The following is an 18,459-nucleotide window of genomic DNA, read 5'->3' as shown; positions in this document are numbered from 1 at the left end:
TTAAAATTTGATTTATACAGAAATAGCGTTGATCAGTCTGTTTTTGTCGCTCAGGTACTCTTCCATAGAAATCATACTTTCGGTTCTCATTACATCCTGAATGTCATCTATCTGATAAATAATTCTCTTCGCATCTTCAGTATTCTTAGCTCTTACTTTACAGAAAATATTATATTTTCCGGAAATAACACTTGCTTCGATTACGTTTGGAAGTATAGATAACTCTTTTAATACTTCCTGAGTGCGGTTTGATTTTGTCAAAAGGATCCCAATGAAAGCTGTAAAGTGATAGTCCAGCTTACCATAATCGATATTAAGAGATGATCCCAAAATAATACCTGCATCCTCCATTTTTTTCACTCTTACGTGAATTGTTCCAGCAGAAACATCCATCTGCTTTGCAATTTCAGTAAAAGGCATTCTTGTGTTTTCGACTAAGAAATCAAGAATCTTCTTGTCTATTTCGTCCAGTTGATAGTTCATATTAGTTAAATTACAATTTTCTTAAAAAATCTATGTATTTGTTGCAAATTTATAAAAAATAATTTAACTAAAAAAATTATATTAAACATTAACAATAATTAACACAGATGATAAAAATCATTAAAATATTACGATTATTTACTACCTGATTTTGTAGAATCTGTTTTTATTTCAACTTTGGCTTCCGGTTGTTTTTTGTCTTTTTTCTTCTTTTTAAATAGTGAATTAAAGCTTTTACTCCACACTACACCGCCACCATAGGCTTGATTTGCAGAACCATTGGTACTCACCATTCCTATATTGGTAGGCTTGGAATACCCCCTCAATACAAGGCTTCCGTCATTCTTTTTAGAAATATCATATTCAATGGAACCTTCCCCGGACAGATAATTATTTTGTGTCCCTTCGGTTTTCGTTAAAGGAATTCCCAGTCCTGTTTTAATATTTACCCTAGGCGAAAGTGCTACACTCACTCCGGCGTTCGCGCGGTCTCCGGTATTGGAGTTCTGATCACCTTTTACATAGTTAAGGTCAATCTGGAATTCATTACTCATGGTATTAAGAACAGATCCCAGCTGTTTCAGAAGCATATTGTATCCTGAAGATTCTGCGACTCCCGCCACATCGAAGTCTACTCCGCCGCTATTGGAAACATTAAATGTACTCAACAATAATATGGAACCAAACTGAAGAACTTTTTCTCCTTCCTGGCTCATCTTGGCTGCCAGTGTTTCTTTTACCTGGCTTGAAACGTCCAGTGCGGTTAAGTTAAGGTCTATCTTCGGATTGACCAGCGATTGGGTGATATTGGCCTGAAGCAATACACTGATCGGCTGCAGTCTGCCCATATTTAAATATTCTCCGGCATTGGATACCATTCTTACATAATTGGCTGTAATGTCCAGAGCAGGCTTCATGGCATCACCATCCCATCTGATGCTGCTGTTCTTCTCGATCTGGAAGGTTTTATTCAGGATTGCTTTGGAAACAAAGGTCCCGTTATCTACCTTATAAGTACCGTTCATGGCAATAGCTCCCTGTCTTCCCATCTGGAACCTCAGCTTATCTGCCGTTCCTTTTACGGTAATATTTCCTACATCATCTCCTACCAGTACATTCACTGTAGTTCCTTTATCAACATCCAGACTGAAGTCGATATTCATATTGGCTCCGGTCTTTTTCTTTTCTTCCAGCGTAATGAGTCCGTCTTTTCCTTCTTTCAGGAACCTCAGCATTTTAAATTCTTCTACATTGGATGTGGAACTTGAATTAAAGGTGAAATTACTTCCGTTCAATGCCTTCATATTCGGGGTAGAGATACTCAGTCCCGAAACAGGTCCATCCACGTACAAATCCCCCTGTCCATATACTCTTCCCCAGAAAAGATCATATTCCTTTTGGGTGGTATTCAGCATCAGAAGGTTATCAGCCCGCATAATCAGGTTGACCCCCATTGAAGAGAGGGTTTCAAACTGGATAGCTCCGGAAATTGTTCCCTTGGAATTGGATCTTCCGTCGTGCACTTCAATATTGTTGAGGATCGCCAATCCTCGGGAAAGCGGGATCACCGTATCATCAAATGAATAATCTACTCCGGTAAAGAGAAGTTTCAGGCCAAAGCCTTTCATCGCGATATCCCCGCTGTAATCAAGATCACTAAGTGTTCCATTGATCTTAAGATCTCCGGTAGCTTTTCCCCGCAGATTTCCAAAAATAGTCTGGACGAACTGTTGGGTAAATGCAATATCAAAATCACGCATTTCAGCCGTCAGATCAATCGTAGGAGAGGCTGTATTATTATTTACGGTTCCGGTCAGATGCAGGTTGTTATTTCCAAGAACTCCCGCCGAAGTTACTTTTACATCAACGTCATATACATTTAATGAGAAGCCGTTCGTTGCAGAAATTGTAAGATCACCCATCTCATTGCCGTTCATCATGATATCGTCTACGGTAAGGTCTACAAGCGGCTGGAGTGTACTTTTGTCCATCTTGATCTTCACACTTCCGTTGGCGAGGCCTTTAATGCCCATCGGGTTACCTCCGGACTGCATTTCAAGAAGCTTTTCTATGGCAAATTCTTCAATATCCGCATCTACATAAAAATCTTTGGCTGATTTAAACTGGGCTTCCTTAATAAACAAAGCACTTTTATCGGAAAATACCCGCAGATTCCGGATATCAAAATCAGCAGTTGCTTTTCTGTATGTGATGGAATGATCCAGCTCGGGGCTTGTATCAATTGCCCAGGTGACATCATTAAACTTAACTTCAGTAGGTTCAAATCTGAAAACATAATCTCCGGCCGCATTGGTAGACTGGTCTACATTGATCGCATAAGCTTTGAGATTTTCATTCAGATCATCTTCCGGACTTCCGTGTTTGAAAGTGGTAGCAAGATGAAGCGCAGTACCGTTTTCATTTTTCCCTTTGAGTTCAAAATCCCTGATGATATTTTTATTGTATTCTACCCTGCTGATCCTTGCATACAGCTGCTCGTTAAAGTTTGCCGTATTGATCCTCACCATAACACTGTCGATCATCGCGCTGTCTCTCGAAATATTTTCCCTGTCGTTGATCTTATAGTCAGGATTGGCAGCGGCTAAAGCTTTATCAGCATCCGTGATCTCTTCTTTCTTCGTCATGAGATACTTCAGGGAATTGGCATCCAGATTCAGGATCAGGTCATTGGAGTCTCCATTGTATTCCCCCTCTACCACCGCTCCTTGCGGAAGCTTAAGGTCTGGAAGGAAATAGTTCACTACCCCCTGCTGAACATCAAAATTCATTTTAAAGTTCTGGCCTCTGTATAGTTTTCTTGGCGGAGGTCCCACCAATATTCTTCCAATACCGTTTTCCATCATTCCGGCAAGGTCTGCCAGATTATATCTTCCGGAAATCTTACCGCTTGCTGCCCCTGGCGCATCAACGTCAATTACACGTCCGCCATTTTCTATAAAGGTTTTCAGCTTCGCTTTCGGAATTAAATATTTTTGGGTAGCCGTCGCAAAATTAAGGTTACTGGCATCAACATCCAGGGTAAGGTCATTAATGGAAGACATAGACATTTTACCTTCCACCTGGCCGCTTACAATCTGGCTTCCCGGTTTGTTGGTAAAATAATTCATATTCAGGTGGCTGACGTCTGCATTCACATTCATATTGATCCTTGGAGTGCTGAAATCAATCAGTCCTTTAATGGTAGCCTTCGCCTGTTCATCATTTACAGTGATGAGTCCGTTGTATTTTTTATGATCGAGTAATCCGTCAAGATAGAGATTACTGATCTGCTTATCCATAATTTCAATGCTGGTGATCTGGGACTTTGTGGTGAGACGCATGGTATTGACGTCAAAACTTTGTCCGTTCAGGTCAAATTTACCGGAAATCAGACCTACCGATTTATTTTTGATGATCACGGAAGTATTCAGGTCTTTCACTTCCAGATACCCGGAATATTTAGGCATGGCGGTGCTGTAGCCGGTAAGGGAAAGCTTAGTGATCTTAGCCTGCCCTATTCCTGTCATCAGGTTTCCGTCTGCCACATACACCTGCTGAGGATCTACCCTAGCTGTTCCGTTATATTTCAGCTTTCCGAAATCATCTGCAAAATTCTTCATCTTTTTGGAGATAAATGAAGGCATCATCGCTTTCAGGTCCTTATAGGTGAAATCAGTGGAAAGGTTTTTGGTCTCGATGGAGAAATTTCCTTTCAACAGCCTGTCGACCTTCATGGTTTGAGTGGCAATATTGACATCAGGGTTTCTGATCAGGAAGTTTTCCAGATAAAATTTATTCAGCGGACCGGTCATTTTTCCGGCCAGATTGAAAGGTTTGAAATTGTCCCAGTTGGTCACAAAATAACTGATATCATATCCGCTCAGCTGACTTCCCTGCTTGATTTCCATATCCCAACGCACACGGTCTGCAAACTCCGCCCATGAGCCATCATGAAGATTGAATTTTATATTTCCCTGCAGCAGTGAATGGTCAGTATTTAAAGTAAGATCTTTTAGTGATAAGAATTCATGCGTCAACGAAAGTTCAGTAGAAAAAGTATCTACAAAATGAGATTTCCCCCATCTGGAAGTGACGAAGGACATATTATTGATCAGCGCTGAAATATTAGGTCCGTTGACCTTTACATTCGGCGCTTTTAAATTAAATTTTGTTGCGGTAAGCCATTTTCCGGGTTCTCCCGGAGAATTTTGACTGGTGATGGACACCTTTGAATCGATAATCTGTACCCGGGAATCCAACTGAAAAGGAGGTTTCTTGGGGTCCCTTTTTTTACCGCTGTCGAAAAGCTGGGTAAATCTGATAAAATTGGAAATACTGTCCCCTTTATAGGTAATAACTTTTACATCGGCATTCACAAGGGTAAGGGAGTTAAAGCTCAAAGAATTGCTGTTCCCTGAAATCGCGTTATAGGCAAGCGACATCCAGTCGGAATTGGCGCGGAATTCTCTTGCTTTGATGAATTCGAGGCCTTTGTAATCCTTGATTTTTAATCCTTTTATCGTTACATCTCCGAAATAATCCACTTCTACACTTTCGGTAGTCATTCCGGATTTAAAGTCTTTATTAACAATCTGAAGTGCCTGGTCTGCCGCCCACTGTTTGGTTGCAGGAAGATTAATGGCAATAAGAACTCCACCTACGATAACAATGCCCAACCAAAAAAGAATCAGGAGAAGTTTGGCCCACCAGGAATAGCTGGTAACATCTTTTACCGCCTGCTTCCCAAATTCCTCTGCCGTCTCTACGGGATGATGAATAGCATCCGATGCCAGCTCAGATGCTTCTTTAACCGTCTCCTTTACCGCTCCTTCTACATTCTCAACAGTCTTTTGTACCTGATCCCCTATGTTCTCAGCTACTGATTTTTTATTCTCATTCTCGTTATTATTCTCTAACTTTGCCATTATTATGAGCGACTCTATAATTTTAGGTATTGAATCGTCCTGCGACGACACCTCAGCAGCTATCATCAAGGGAAACTGTATTCTATCAAACATTGCCGCGAATCAGGCTATCCATAAAGAATATGGAGGCGTAGTGCCTGAACTGGCATCGCGAGCGCATCAGCAAAATATAATCCCCGTTGTTGAAAAATCTATTACTAAAGCAAATATACAACAAAATGCTATTTCAGCTATAGGATTTACACGCGGTCCCGGACTTTTAGGATCACTTCTTGTGGGAACATCATTTGCCAAGTCTCTGGCTATGAGCTTAAATGTTCCGTTGATTGAAGTTAACCATCTCCAGGCCCACATTTTAGCCCATTTCATTGACGATGCAAATCCTATGCCGCCAAAATTCCCGTTTCTGTGTCTTACCGTAAGCGGCGGCCACACCATGATTGTGGTGGTTAAGGATTATTTTGACATGGAAATTATCGGGAAAACCATAGACGATGCTGCAGGCGAAGCCTTTGATAAAATAGGAAAAATTTTCGACCTCGACTATCCTGCCGGACCTATCATAGACCGCCTGGCTAAAGAAGGAAACCCTGACGCTTTTACCTTCAACAAACCAAGAATGGAAAATTACGATTATTCATTCAGCGGGATCAAAACTTCGGTCCTGTATTTCATTCAGAAGGAAGTGAAAAAAAATCCTGATTTCATCAAAGAAAACCTCAATGACCTGTGTGCTTCCATTCAGAGAACCATTATTGAAATTCTGATGGCCAAACTTGAAAAAGCCGCCAAAGAACTGAACATAAAAGAAGTCGCCATCGCCGGAGGAGTTTCCGCCAATTCCGCTTTACGAAAAGCAATGGAAGACAACAGAGAAAAACTCGGCTGGAATATCTATATCCCAAAATTTGAATACACCACAGACAATGCTGCAATGATCGCCATGGTAGCCCAGCTGAAATTTGAAAGGGGGGAGTTTACGGATATGAGAATTTCGGCAACGGCGAAGTATGATTTGTAAGAGGGCAAAAAGGTGAAAGGGCGAAACTGCGAAAAGGCTAATGGGCGAATTTGCAGATCAGCTAATTTGCTCATTTGCTTTTCTTATTTTAAATTTAAAGCACAGCAAATGATGGAAAAATGTATAAATTTTATTTTGAAAAGCTTGACGTATGGAATAATGCCAGAAATTTGGTGAAGGATATTTATAAAACTTCTCATAACTTTCCTGAAAGTGAAAAGTTTGGGATTACCACTCAGATACGACGGGCATCAACAAGCATAACAGCTAATATTGCAGAAGGAATGTGCAGATCTACTGAAAAAGAGAAATTAAGATTTATCAATATTGCTTTTGGAAGCTGTATAGAAGTTATTAATTTTCTCATCCTCTCAAATGATCTTGAATTTCTGGACGATGAAAATTATAAATCACTAAGAATTCAGGCAGAAAGTATTTCCAATCAACTCAACGCATTAAGTAAAACTTTGAACAAAGGAAGTGTATTGTAAAAAAGTCTGAAAGAGGCCATTTTGCAATTTAGCTTTTCTACCTTTTAGCCAAAACAAACTATGAAATTATTCTACGGACATATAGAAAACAACAACGTAATTATCAATGACGAAGAGCAACAGCACATTGTGAAAGTTCTTCGTATGAAAAATGGTGAAGATATTCATGTGACGGATGGAAAGGGAAACGTTGCGTCCGGAAAATTGGTTATTGAAGGAAAGAAAGCCGGTCTGGAAGTTTCTGAAATAAAAAGTGGAACTCCTGATTTTAATCCTAAGCTTCATATTGCTATTGCTCCGACGAAAAATATTGACAGAATAGAGTTTTTTGTGGAAAAAGCCGTTGAAATGGGTATTTCTGAGATCAGTATTATTATTACAGAGAAAACGGAACGTAAGAATATTAATATAGATAAGATCAGGAAACAGGCAATTGCGGCATCCAAACAGAGTTTAAGGTTTCATTTTCCTATTATCCATGATGCGGTGAAGCTTACCGACTTCTTAAAAAACATTGACCCAAGACATACTTTTGTGGCACACTGTCATGAAAATCTGGAAAGAATTGACCTTAAAAATATTCCTGCTTTGGAACAGATTACTTTTCTAATTGGACCTGAAGGAGATTTTTCGGAAAAGGAAATTTCATTTCTGGCAGAGAACAATATCAAGGCTGTTTCACTGGGAAGTCAAAGACTGAGAACTGAAACGGCAGGGGTATTTGTGGCGGCGTGGAATTATTTTTTGATGAGAGGTTAGAGGTTAGACTTCAGATTTCAGATTTCAGATATCAGATTTACAGTTAGACGGGAGATATTATTGGTGGCTTCGGGAGCCTCAGCCACCAAGTGTTGTTTCACATTCAATATTTCATTTTCGTTTACAGACAAAAAAATTTCAAACTCTCTAAACCTATAACCCTAAGCTCATCATTAATAACTCAAAACAACTCTCAAACACTCCCACTCTCAAACTCTTCTACTCTCTGACTCGTGAACTCCGTCAGAATTCCAGTTGATGATCCTTAAGGTATTTTTCAAAAATCTGTTGTCCGCTTCGGATTGAATTAACGGCCCAGAGAATTTTCATTCTCAACAGCTTTTCTTCGTTTAATTTATACTCAATATCGGATTTTATGAGCTTTTGCTTCAATTCATACATACAGATGGAAGCAGCTACCGATACATTGAAGCTTCTGGTAAAACCATACATGGGAATGGCCAGTGTTTCATCTGCAAAGTCTAAGATTTCCTGGGAAACGCCTTCCATTTCGGTTCCGAATACTAAAGCAATCGGCTCGGTGATTTCATACTCAGGCAGCATTTTCGCATTGTTTTCTAATGAAACAACGACTATTTTATAGCCTCTGTCTTTGATTTTCTGAAAAGATTCCCTATTTCTGGGAAGTTTCTCAACTTCAACCCAGGTATCAGCACCTTTTGTAACGCGCAGATTCGGTTCAAAACTATATTCTTCCTGCAAAGCCACCACTTTATGAAAACCACAGGCTTCTACGGAGCGTACAATGGCTGCAGCATTTCTGAACTGATAAATATCTTCCACAACAGGAAGCACAAAATCCGAACTTTCCTGAGAAAAATGCTCGATTTTCTGTAATCTTTCTTCGGTTAAAAACTGCTTTAAATATTCAAAAGTTTTCGCTAAATCTTCCATTCATTTTCAAATCTTTGCAAATTTAACGTAATTTTGGGCTATGAACCTGAACGAGGCTCAATTTCTTAGAAAAAAGTAATTCATGAAACGAAAAGTCCTGCTCATTTATACCGGAGGAACCATCGGTATGGAAAAAGATTATGAAACCGGAAGTCTCCGCGCATTTGACTTCGGAAATATTTTCGAAAAAATGCCTGAAATGAAATTAATGGAATGCGAAGTTTTTGTACATCCGTTCGCAAAACCGCTGGACTCTTCGGATATGGGGCCTGAGGAATGGAAGGTGATCGCCAACTATATTCTTAAAAATTATGAATTGTATGACGGCTTTCTGATTCTGCACGGGACAGATACAATGTCTTATACGGCTTCTGCGCTGAGTTTTATGCTGAAAGGCCTCAGAAAACCTGTAATTATGACAGGGTCGCAGCTTCCAATCGGAGACCTGAGAACAGATGCAAAGGAAAATCTTTTGACCAGCCTTTATTACGCCAGTCTTTATGAAAATGATGAAGCGGTGATCCAGGAAGTTGCCGTGTATTTTGAGTATAAATTATTAAGGGGGAACAGAACCCTGAAATATTCTGCGGAGTATTTTGATGCCTATTCAAGCCCGAACTACCCTATCCTTGGGCAATCAGGGGTTCATTTAAATATTATCAAGGACAATCTGTACCGCTGTGATCCGGATGTGGAATTCCATGTGGATGAACATATTTCTGAAGATATTCTGTTCTGGAGGATTTTCCCGGGGATGCATCTGAGCCACTTTAAAGAAATCCCGAAAATGAAGGTTCTGATCCTTCAGGTTTTCGGTTCCGGAACTATTTTCAGCAGTGAAAAAACACAGCAGACCCTTGAGGAAATCAGAAGCAACGGAACTGAGATCGTGGTGGTAAGTCAGTGTATATCAGGTGGTATTTCATTTGGAAAATATGAGAACAGCAATATATTTTCAAGAATCGGAGCGATAAGCGGAAAGGACATCACTGCAGAGAGCGCAATCACCAAAGCCATGCACCTGATTGACAATCCAAATTATGAGGGAACTTTCGCGGATAACTTCAGCAGAAGCCTTTGTGGAGAAATAACTGAGTAATTTTTCAATAATAATTTGCAGATTCCAGAAATTACCTTATTTTTGCAATCTCAAATAGAGAGGTGTCCGAGTGGTTGAAGGAGCTACCCTGGAAAGGTAGTATACGGGTAACTGTATCGAGGGTTCGAATCCCTTCCTCTCTGCAAATTTATAAAAGTCTTAAACTTAATTGTTTAAGGCTTTTTCGTTTTGCTATTTTTATACAATTTTCATATATAATATACCGGAACTGACTGCTACTGTTAATTTCCACTCTAAAATATCCCTATTATTATCTTTGAATTAATTAAACAAAATCCCGACAGCAATGCCGGGATTTGTCTGGAGGACCTGTCCGGATCTTCCACAATATAATTAGATATGAATGTTTGGTGTAAAATTTTAATTGCAGATGGTGAGAAACTGGTGGCTCATCTGTACTTTGAATTTAGCTTCGGATTTCAGTTTTATGTAAGAAGTATATTCAAAAGCCTTTACAGCTTTAAGTTTTCTGTCGATGTATTCTGCAATCTGAGCAACGGAAAAGATAAAGTCCCTGTACACCGCAATATTAACAGTCTGTCCGTAACAAGGCAGATAGGCTTTCAAAAAAGGAACTGCGGCCTGATGTCTGCTGTAATTCACACAATATCCTGCTCCTTCTCTTGAAGTGATGATCTCACGATCATTGATATAATCCAGAACTGTTTTATTTCCCGGTTCACTTCCGCTTTTCAGCATATGCCGGTTGATTTTATCCAAGATATGCTGGGCATATTCCATCATAGTGATGGTTTTCCATTCAAATATATGGTTCATTCCTTTGGTTGTTTTGGGGGTTTTCCCATTTTCACAGGTGGGGCAGAAAGAAATCCCGATTTTTTCATGATAAGGAAAAAAGCAGTCCTTGATCTCCATGGACGCATCAGCCATAAGCTTGTCATCCGCAAAACTGTAATACAGATACGGGCTGTAAAGATCTGCAAGTGCCTTCAGATAATCGATTTCACTCGCATTATGGTATTCTTCAAACCATTTTTCAAGTGTATCGTAATAATGGCTTTCAAATTCTTTAAATGTTAAATAAAACGGCAATTCCATAGCTCTGTAATTTTGATATGACAAAGCTATTGCGGTAATGCGACAAAACTTGACGTGTTATTTTTTTGTTTGTTCTCACATGCAAGATTTCAGATTTCAGACATCAGATGTCAGACAGGAGGTTTTAGTAGTGGTGGCTTCGAGGACCTCTGCCACAGGATGTTTGTTTATTCAATATTTCCGGATCCAAAAACTCTAAAATGCTCTAACCCTCTGACACTCCCATCATATTCTGTATCCAGAAACCCATCACTCATAATTCATAACTCAAAACAACTCTCAAACCCAACCTACTTGTCGTAATTCGTCATCATAAACTCAAAGTAATGGATCATCTTCAGGTAATTTTCGATGCTCAGGTATTCGTTGGTGCTGTGGATGCTTTGCTGCTCTGATTTGTTGATCAGGATGGGCATGAACCTGTATATATTTTTACTTACGATCTGGTATTTATAGGCATCGGTTCCGGCCATGGTAAGATAGGGCGTTACAATGGCACCCGGATAAATTTCCTTTACACCGGCTTCTATCAGCTTAAAACTTTTAGTATTGGAAGGAGAAACGGCAGAAGCTTCCCTTGTATTATCGATTTCTTCCACTTCAACATCAAAACCTTTTGTTGCCTGAGCAATATGCTCCCGGACATCCTTTAAACTGTTTCCGGGAAGAAGCCTGAAATTGACTACAAATTCTACTTCAGGAGAAAGGACGTTGGTTCCGTCACTTCCTTTCATCATCGTTAATGCGGTGGTGGTTCGTACCAGGGCATTGGTGGTGTTATTTTTTGTCAGCTGCGATAAAAGGAGCGGTTTCAGGAGCCACTGATTTGAAATGGCCAGCCTGCTGGTAAACGGCATGGATCCGCCGATATTATCAAAAAATTCTTTGATCAATGGGGTAATCTCCGGTTTCATCTGATCGTCTTCCAGGCGCTGCATGATGATTGCGGCCTTTCCTATTGCACTTTCCATGGGCGGCATTGAGGAATGTCCTCCAAGTCCTTTCACCTTGATTTTTGCAGATAAAAATCCTTTTTCTGCGCAACCTACTACCGCTACGTCAGAGTCTACTCCCGCTATATTTCCTTTCCGCATAATAAGGCCGCCTTCGTCGTATACCGCCTCAAACTTTAGTCCTTTTTTCTTAAAATAATCCGCAATCTGTCCCGCTCCTTTTTGTCCGCCTACTTCTTCATCGAAACCGAATGCCAGATAGATATCTCTTTTGGGAACTTTTTTGCTTTTAACCAGATTGTTCATGGATTCCATGAGGGAAAACAGCATTCCCTTCATATCAATGGCTCCCCTTCCGTAGATTCTTCCATGGGCTACTGTTCCAGAAAAAGGTTCAAAATCCCAGTCTTCGGCCACTTCGGAAACAGGAGGCATCGGCTGGTCATCGGGTCTGAAAATATTCTGCTGAGTATTTTTTACATCAGCATCCCCGGGAGGGACTACATCGATGTGAGAAAGGAAAAGTACAGGCTCCAGCGACGGATTGCTCCCTTTAAGCCTGAATACCAAAGCATGGGTGTTGATCTCCATATTTTCGGTGCTTTGATAGACTAAAGGATATGACATTTTCAGATATTCTTTAAACTGATCAAATGGAGCATAATTGAATTCTCCCAAGCTTCCGGTAGAAACGGTAGGAATTTTAAGGCCGCCTGAAAAACGCATCAGGGCTGAATCATTCTTTACAGGTTTCCACCCCTCAGAGCTTGCAGCTGTATTTTTTTTAAACGGATAGGTGTACATTTTGATCAGCAGTACGGCAACCAAAATAACAAGGATCCCCAGAAGGATTAACAGGAACTTTTTCATGGCAATAAATTTTTGTGTGGTGACGGTCTCACAAATATACCAAACAAAACAGTGATCCTGCTCACTAAAAGTCAAATATTTCCCTTAAAAAAGAAAAGAAGATCGGGACAATGCTTATTTCCAAAAAGAATTGATTTCAAAAAATACATTGGTATTTTCCAGCCTGAATTTATCAACGGACTGTTTTGCAGAATTATTTACTGAAATAAATCGAACTACCCCCTTTTCTTCCTCCTTATACCAGTCCATAATGTAAAAGCTCTTGTATTGACAGGTGTAAAGAAGTCCGCCCTGCATCTCTTTTTCAGGCGTTTTACCGGATATATTATTCTTTATATCCTGCAACGTTTTCCCCTGGTAATAAAAGCCCAGCATATTGTTGTAAATACTGGATTTGGTGTAGGTGAAAAGAACCTGGGAAGAAGGTTTTATATGAAGGCTACTTAAAATCCTGCCAACATCCTTATTGGTAAAAAAGATCAGGTTCCTATCTACCTTGTCGAATATATAATCTCCGTAAAAATTAACTTCCATTGTTTCGTCCTGAAGGATTAATTTCCTTGTGATATTTTCAGCGCCGGACACAGGTTCTGTGTGGATGGGTTTGATATAGCTGGTGCAGGAAAGGGAAATTAAAAGGAGGAAAGCGGCAATGGTTTGGAGGGTTTTGTTTTTCATGGGAGTGTGAGGTTTTAAGGGGTTGGTAAATATAGAAGTTTGAGATGAAATGATAAACCACTGCGGAAAACAGTGGTTTATTTTATTGTAGCATGAGCGAGGATGCTAGCGCAAGCAGGGACTTAATGTATAAGATTTTGCGCAGCGGGGTATATTACTCCCTTTTTTCAAACCAAAATGGCTGTATTTCTTTTTCTTTCTTACTTTTTATCAGGGCTTCAGAATTTTTAATATTTATGTATAAAACGTATCTAGTAAATCCTTCTGAAAATGCTTGATCATACCTTATTACTGTTCCTTTTTTTAAAACACTTTTATTATCTTCACCTAAATAATCAGAATCAAGGCTGTAATATTCATATTCATTTCTGTCGAGATAATAATAAAATTTATTTAATAATAAACCTAATATAATTCCAATTATTAAAAATATCCATTTATTCATTTTATTAAAATTTTGGTGACCCATTTCCTACATCTCGCAGGCTTTTTATTCTGTCTTCTAGAGGACGACCTGCATCACCAGGTCTAGGAGGTTTATTTCTAGTATCCATTGTTCTTTCAGATGGTTTATCTTGATTCGGAGTATAGGTTATACTTTTTTGTCCTCCCTTTTTAAATACTGTTCTTTGTAGTCCTAAATTCTTATAACTAGATTCCATGGTTTTCAAAGCTTCTCTGGGGTCATACTGGCTGCCCAACCAATTTTCTCCAATAATTTTCAAGCCTCCACAAGACATTGTAACGCAATTATTAGAAAAAATATCATAATCTTTCTTTAACTTATATCTTGCTTTATTTTCATCAGAAGAGATCAATTCGCCTTCATTCATTAATCTTTGAAAATTTTCAATTATAGCCTTATCTTCGTCTTCAGAAGAATATTCAGAATAACCTATAGACTCCCTTAATTGCTGTTCGGACTTAAAATATGCATCAGAGTTTTTATAAACATTTAATATTCCTTCTCCAGAAATCTGATCCCAATTCACTTTCCCATATCTTCCGAAATCATATACATAATCATATCCCGCTTTTCTATTATACACCCTCAAAGCCATATGTTCATAAGGATAATCTTTTCCATGACTTACATAAGGTCTTCCTATAACTAATTGGATTGAATCTCCTGCAACATCAATATATTTAAGTGGATTATTGGCGGCGTATGAATATACAGACTTATCAAAATATTTTTCAGAAAGTCTATCTAATCGGTTAAATCGGCCTATATCTGGCATGTAATGACGTTGTCCATAATCATACATTCCCGTCTCCTGAAGTTCCTTACCGTTATATTTATACTTATACGCAGGATTTCCTCCTAAAACATTATACCCCTCATGTTTCAACCCAAACGGATAATAATTACTCTCCTCAATAATCTCTGCTCCTGCCCCGTTTTTAAAATAACTTAGCCTTGTATTTCCTAAATGATCGGTGTAATTGTACACATACTTTCCTGTCTCAGCATTATAATAACCTTCTGCGGTTGGGAAGAACTTTAATGTTTCATTTTCATACTGGAAACCATCTAAATAATTTGTGGTTACTGTGCTAAAGAGCTTTTCACTTTTACTCTACCTATTGTAAATATAACGTTTCTTGGTGTTAAATGATAAACCACTGTTTTCCACAGTGGTTTATTTTATTTAATAGCAAAAGCGAGGACGCTCGCGCAAGAAGGGAAAAGTCTTTCTCCAGAAGAAAAACAAATCATCTATACAATGCTCGACGCTTTTATTGGTAAACGTAAATTGAAAGATCCACTTTCTAGTGTATTGCAGGATGTAAATAAGATTTCTTTAATAAAAATACTGCTGCACTATAAAATACAAAAAACCTCGCAAAATGCGAGGTTTTTTCATTATCAATGGAACCACCAGCGGGGAAAATCAAAATGCTATAAGGTTATTTCACAAGCTTTTTCATCACTACTATAACTATAAAGATAAATGCAACGCCAGTGAAAAATTTTATATATCCCGCCGTTTGATCTTGTATTTCTTTATAACTTCTTCTATCTCCCATTAATTTTCGAAGTAAAAAATAAATACCATTGCCAATTACATTGATAAGTATTTGTTGAAATATAAATTCAAAAATTCCCATTTCAAAAATTTTAATTAATTTTTATGTTTATCCTCTGACAAGGGTTTTACGAGACTTGTAGCTCCAGTTTTAAACATACTAGCGGTATTAATAAAATTCACGCTCTTATTTAAGTATTTATATATAGTGCCTCTTGTAGCTGGTGTTGCATTGGAAATGCTTGTTCCTTTAAGTAATTTAGAAGTATTTGTAGCATTGTCTAACATTCTAAAAGACGTTTTAGGAAGAACCTGCTGACCTAGTCCCGCGACTTTTAATTCAGATGATAAAGGATTAAATGTTGATGTAAAAGCAAGTGCTATATCCCCTTCATTATATTGATTTGATCCATCTAAGTTGCTATATACTTGTTGCCCTGTTAGTCCGGAAGTATGCTTTCCTCCCATCAAATTGAATGTATCTACAACTTGAAATCCTAAATAAAAACTATTTGCAACATTATATGAAAGTTTACCAACAAAACTATCTGATGCCCCCCAATCTCCCCATATACCTTTATCTCCTCCGTCCCAGTGACTTACGTATGACCCGGTAGATATATTAGTTCCGGCAGGAGTGGAAAAACGTCCTCCTAGAGTACTTCCATTCATACCAGTCACAGAACCATTTGCATTTAAAGAATAACTATATTTTCCTGTCCCCATAAATCCTTCCCCAGATATATTAGCATAAGAATAAATTGCAGCAACGTTTTTGTAGCCAGCAGCCGTAGCTTGCGCTACAGTTTTTATATTGGCATCATAAGTCCAAGTAGATACTCCATTAATATTTTGCAATATCCAATCATATGGCGCACGACCATCAGGATCTCCGAAACGTATCGGATTATTGAAGCTGTAACTATATGGAGACCAGGCTGGCATCTTCTCTGCCAGCGGATCTACCACTCCCCATCTTCCCAAATCCGCCATATAAAATCTCGCTCCATAATCATACATTCCACTTTCCTGCAATTCTTTCCCATTGTACTTATACTTATACGCAGGATTTCCTCCTAAAACATTATACCCCTCATGCTTCAACCCAAAAGGATAATAATTACTCTCCTCAATAATCTCTGCTCCTGCCCCATTTTTAAAGTAGCTTAGCCTTGTATTTCCAAGATGATCCGTGTAATTGTAAACATATTTCCCTGTCTCAGCATTATAATAGCTTTCTGCGGTTGGGAAGAACTTTATGTTTCATTTTCATACTGGAAACCATCCAGATAATCTGTGGTTACCGTGCCAAAGAGCTTTTTCACTTTTACTCTACCTATTGTAAATATAACGTTTCTTGCAATTAAATGATAAACCACTGCGGAAAACAGTGGTTTATTTTATTTAATAGCACGAGCGAGGACGCTCGCGCTAGCAGGGTGAGGACACTCGCGCCAGCAGGTTCTAATTAGTTTTTGTATGTTTCATTACTGCGGATAAAGTGTTCAAATAATCTGAAAATACTGTCACAGTAGTAATATCTTCATATTCAACATATGCTTGATCCATTAATTTACATTCAGTATCAAAAAAATCAATATCGATAGAGTCTTCATAAACTTCTATAATTTTACCTATATAAACTACATCTTCTTCACTAAGTGACAGTTCACATAGTAAATCTAAAGATTGTATAATTGTAAATAATTCTTCAAAATTACTAATTTTACTATCCTTAAATATTTTTTTTGGCAGTTCTTCAAAATACATTTGAAGTTTTTCCGTCATAACCTTATCCTTAAAGTTATCTGTTTCTACAGTTATATTTTCTATCTTTTTGGTATTGATGAATTTTATCCCATCTAAAACGTAATCTACCGGATTGAAAATTATACCTGTTATATTTTTTTCTTCTTTAAAATTACTACCGATAATATTTTCTTTTCGGTTTTCTAAAAAATATTCTTTCATACTATTTTATTTATATCGCCTTCTATTTCTATCTCCTTTTTCTCCCCCTTGATCTCTATTTCTTCTTGCTAGACCTTTTTGATGTGGTTGTTTAGTGGAGGGTCTTGCGTTACTTTTATGTTCTGCAGATTCATTATATTCGCTATTGCCATTATTTCCTTGGTTCCCATTTCTAGCTTTCTTCTGTTGCATCCTTTCATTTCTAGTCGGTTTTCCATTACCATCTCCTTTTTGCTCTCCTTCTTTCGGTACATCTTGACCATTTACGTCTTTATCATCATTAGAATTAGAATTAGAACTAGAATTAGAATCTGATTCAGAGTTCATAGTATGAGGAGAATGCATCATCGGATCAATTCGAATTCCATACTGAGTTGGAGTAGTATCTACAAAATCACTGATAACATACCATGAAGCAACCGCTAAAAAAGCAAACAATCCTAAACGAGCATTTTGTGAAAGAGCAATAGCTGCAGCAGCTGGAGAAGCTCTAATTACAGCAATTTCGTCTATATCTGTAAAAGTTTTTCCCCCTTCTAAAAGGTGTACAGTTGCTCCGTTGATCCTATAACTCCCCGTTGGTCCAACATAGCTCCAGTCTTTAGGAGTATTTCCCGGTCCGGTTACATTAGGATCCCATTTGTAACTGCCTTTTCCATTAGTAATCCAATCAGAAACTTGTTCTCCTTGCATTCCCGTTGGATCTGTAAACATAATCGGATTATTCCAAACGTAACTGTAAGCTTCATGAGTATACTGTCCTCTTGGATCAATAACACCCCATCTTCCCAAATCCGGCATGTAGAATCTCGCTCCATAATCATACATTCCCGTCTCCTGCAACTCCTTTCCATTGTACTTGTACTGATAAGCATTCTGAGTTGTCACTGTATAATTATGCAACATCCCAAAAGGATAATAATTACTCTCCTCAATAATCTCTGCTCCTGCTCCATTCTTAAAATAACTTAACCTTGTATTTCCTAAATGATCCGTATAATCATACACATACTTCCCTGTCTCAGCATTATAATAGCCTTCTGCGGTTGGGAAGAACTTTAATGTTTCACTTTCATACAGGGAAACCATCCAGATAATTGTGATTATTTTACGAAGGGCTTATCTACTTTTACTCTACCTGTTGTAAATATAACGTTTCTTGTAATAAATGATAAACCACTGCG

The 18,459-nt window shown here is 38.4% G+C and carries 16 protein-coding genes and 1 tRNA gene; 5 read left to right on the top strand and 12 right to left on the bottom strand.

The window, feature by feature from the left end; translation table 11 throughout:
- Window positions 1-12: 12 nt before the first annotated feature.
- Complete coding sequence (locus B7E04_RS08110; RefSeq protein ID WP_062653123.1) at window positions 13-483, bottom strand: Lrp/AsnC family transcriptional regulator; 471 nt, start codon at window positions 481-483, stop codon at window positions 13-15.
- A 134-nt stretch (window positions 484-617) separates the two neighbouring features.
- The gene (locus tag B7E04_RS08105) at window positions 618-5,408 is read right to left on the bottom strand and encodes a translocation/assembly module TamB domain-containing protein (RefSeq protein WP_080778198.1); all 4,791 of its coding nucleotides are present in this window, start codon (window positions 5,406-5,408) and stop codon (window positions 618-620) included.
- A 4-nt stretch (window positions 5,409-5,412) separates the two neighbouring features.
- On the opposite strand from B7E04_RS08105, the gene tsaD reads away from it, so the two are divergent.
- The 3 genes from tsaD (at window position 5,413) to B7E04_RS08090 (ending at window position 7,679) form a co-directional block, all read left to right on the top strand.
- Window positions 5,413-6,429: a tRNA (adenosine(37)-N6)-threonylcarbamoyltransferase complex transferase subunit TsaD gene (gene tsaD / locus B7E04_RS08100; RefSeq protein ID WP_080778197.1), complete on the top strand. Its 1,017-nt coding sequence runs from the start codon at window positions 5,413-5,415 to the stop codon at window positions 6,427-6,429.
- A gap of 119 nt (window positions 6,430-6,548) precedes the next feature.
- Window positions 6,549-6,920 (top strand): four helix bundle protein, encoded by a 372-nt coding sequence (locus B7E04_RS08095; RefSeq protein WP_080778196.1) that lies wholly within the window; start codon window positions 6,549-6,551, stop codon window positions 6,918-6,920.
- Window positions 6,921-6,980: 60 nt separating this feature from the next.
- Complete coding sequence (locus B7E04_RS08090) at window positions 6,981-7,679, top strand: RsmE family RNA methyltransferase (protein WP_080778195.1); 699 nt, start codon at window positions 6,981-6,983, stop codon at window positions 7,677-7,679.
- Between the two features lie 243 nt (window positions 7,680-7,922).
- On the opposite strand, the gene B7E04_RS08085 is transcribed toward B7E04_RS08090, so the two are convergent.
- The gene (locus tag B7E04_RS08085; protein WP_080778194.1) at window positions 7,923-8,594 is read right to left on the bottom strand and encodes a TrmH family RNA methyltransferase; all 672 of its coding nucleotides are present in this window, start codon (window positions 8,592-8,594) and stop codon (window positions 7,923-7,925) included.
- Between the two features lie 82 nt (window positions 8,595-8,676).
- Between B7E04_RS08085 and B7E04_RS08080 the strand changes: the two genes are divergently transcribed.
- Together B7E04_RS08080 and B7E04_RS08075 are read left to right on the top strand one after the other, a co-directional pair.
- Window positions 8,677-9,693: an asparaginase gene (locus tag B7E04_RS08080; RefSeq protein WP_080778193.1), complete on the top strand. Its 1,017-nt coding sequence runs from the start codon at window positions 8,677-8,679 to the stop codon at window positions 9,691-9,693.
- 56 nt (window positions 9,694-9,749) lie between these two features.
- Window positions 9,750-9,836 (top strand) — tRNA-Ser (locus B7E04_RS08075).
- 238 nt (window positions 9,837-10,074) lie between these two features.
- On the opposite strand, the gene B7E04_RS08070 is transcribed toward B7E04_RS08075, so the two are convergent.
- From B7E04_RS08070 to B7E04_RS22595, 9 genes are all read right to left on the bottom strand, one after another.
- Window positions 10,075-10,773: a hypothetical protein gene (locus tag B7E04_RS08070; protein WP_080778192.1), complete on the bottom strand. Its 699-nt coding sequence runs from the start codon at window positions 10,771-10,773 to the stop codon at window positions 10,075-10,077.
- Between the two features lie 290 nt (window positions 10,774-11,063).
- Complete coding sequence (locus tag B7E04_RS08065; RefSeq protein ID WP_080778191.1) at window positions 11,064-12,596, bottom strand: M20/M25/M40 family metallo-hydrolase; 1,533 nt, start codon at window positions 12,594-12,596, stop codon at window positions 11,064-11,066.
- Between the two features lie 114 nt (window positions 12,597-12,710).
- Window positions 12,711-13,274 carry a hypothetical protein gene (locus B7E04_RS08060; protein ID WP_080778190.1) on the bottom strand — a complete coding sequence of 188 codons (564 nt, stop codon included), beginning with the start codon at window positions 13,272-13,274 and terminating at the stop codon, window positions 12,711-12,713.
- Window positions 13,275-13,428: 154 nt separating this feature from the next.
- Window positions 13,429-13,719: a hypothetical protein gene (locus B7E04_RS08055; RefSeq protein ID WP_080778189.1), complete on the bottom strand. Its 291-nt coding sequence runs from the start codon at window positions 13,717-13,719 to the stop codon at window positions 13,429-13,431.
- A gap of 4 nt (window positions 13,720-13,723) precedes the next feature.
- The gene (locus B7E04_RS22600; RefSeq protein WP_080778188.1) at window positions 13,724-14,728 is read right to left on the bottom strand and encodes an RHS repeat domain-containing protein; all 1,005 of its coding nucleotides are present in this window, start codon (window positions 14,726-14,728) and stop codon (window positions 13,724-13,726) included.
- 457 nt (window positions 14,729-15,185) lie between these two features.
- Window positions 15,186-15,386 carry a hypothetical protein gene (locus B7E04_RS08040; RefSeq protein WP_080778186.1) on the bottom strand — a complete coding sequence of 67 codons (201 nt, stop codon included), beginning with the start codon at window positions 15,384-15,386 and terminating at the stop codon, window positions 15,186-15,188.
- Between the two features lie 14 nt (window positions 15,387-15,400).
- Window positions 15,401-16,408: an RHS repeat-associated core domain-containing protein gene (locus B7E04_RS22655; RefSeq protein ID WP_394334769.1), complete on the bottom strand. Its 1,008-nt coding sequence runs from the start codon at window positions 16,406-16,408 to the stop codon at window positions 15,401-15,403.
- Between the two features lie 360 nt (window positions 16,409-16,768).
- Entirely contained in the window at window positions 16,769-17,275 is a 507-nt protein-coding gene (locus tag B7E04_RS08030; protein WP_080778184.1) for a hypothetical protein, read from the bottom strand.
- Window positions 17,276-17,281: 6 nt separating this feature from the next.
- Entirely contained in the window at window positions 17,282-18,364 is a 1,083-nt protein-coding gene (locus B7E04_RS22595; RefSeq protein ID WP_080778183.1) for an RHS repeat-associated core domain-containing protein, read from the bottom strand.
- Between the last annotated feature and the right edge of the window lie 95 nt (window positions 18,365-18,459).

The sequence above is a fragment of the Chryseobacterium phocaeense genome (assembly GCF_900169075.1).
In the GTDB taxonomy this organism is placed as follows: Bacteria; Bacteroidota; Bacteroidia; order Flavobacteriales; family Weeksellaceae; genus Chryseobacterium; species Chryseobacterium phocaeense.
Note: the sequence above shows the minus strand (reverse complement) of the source record. Positions and strands in the feature narration are given on the sequence as shown.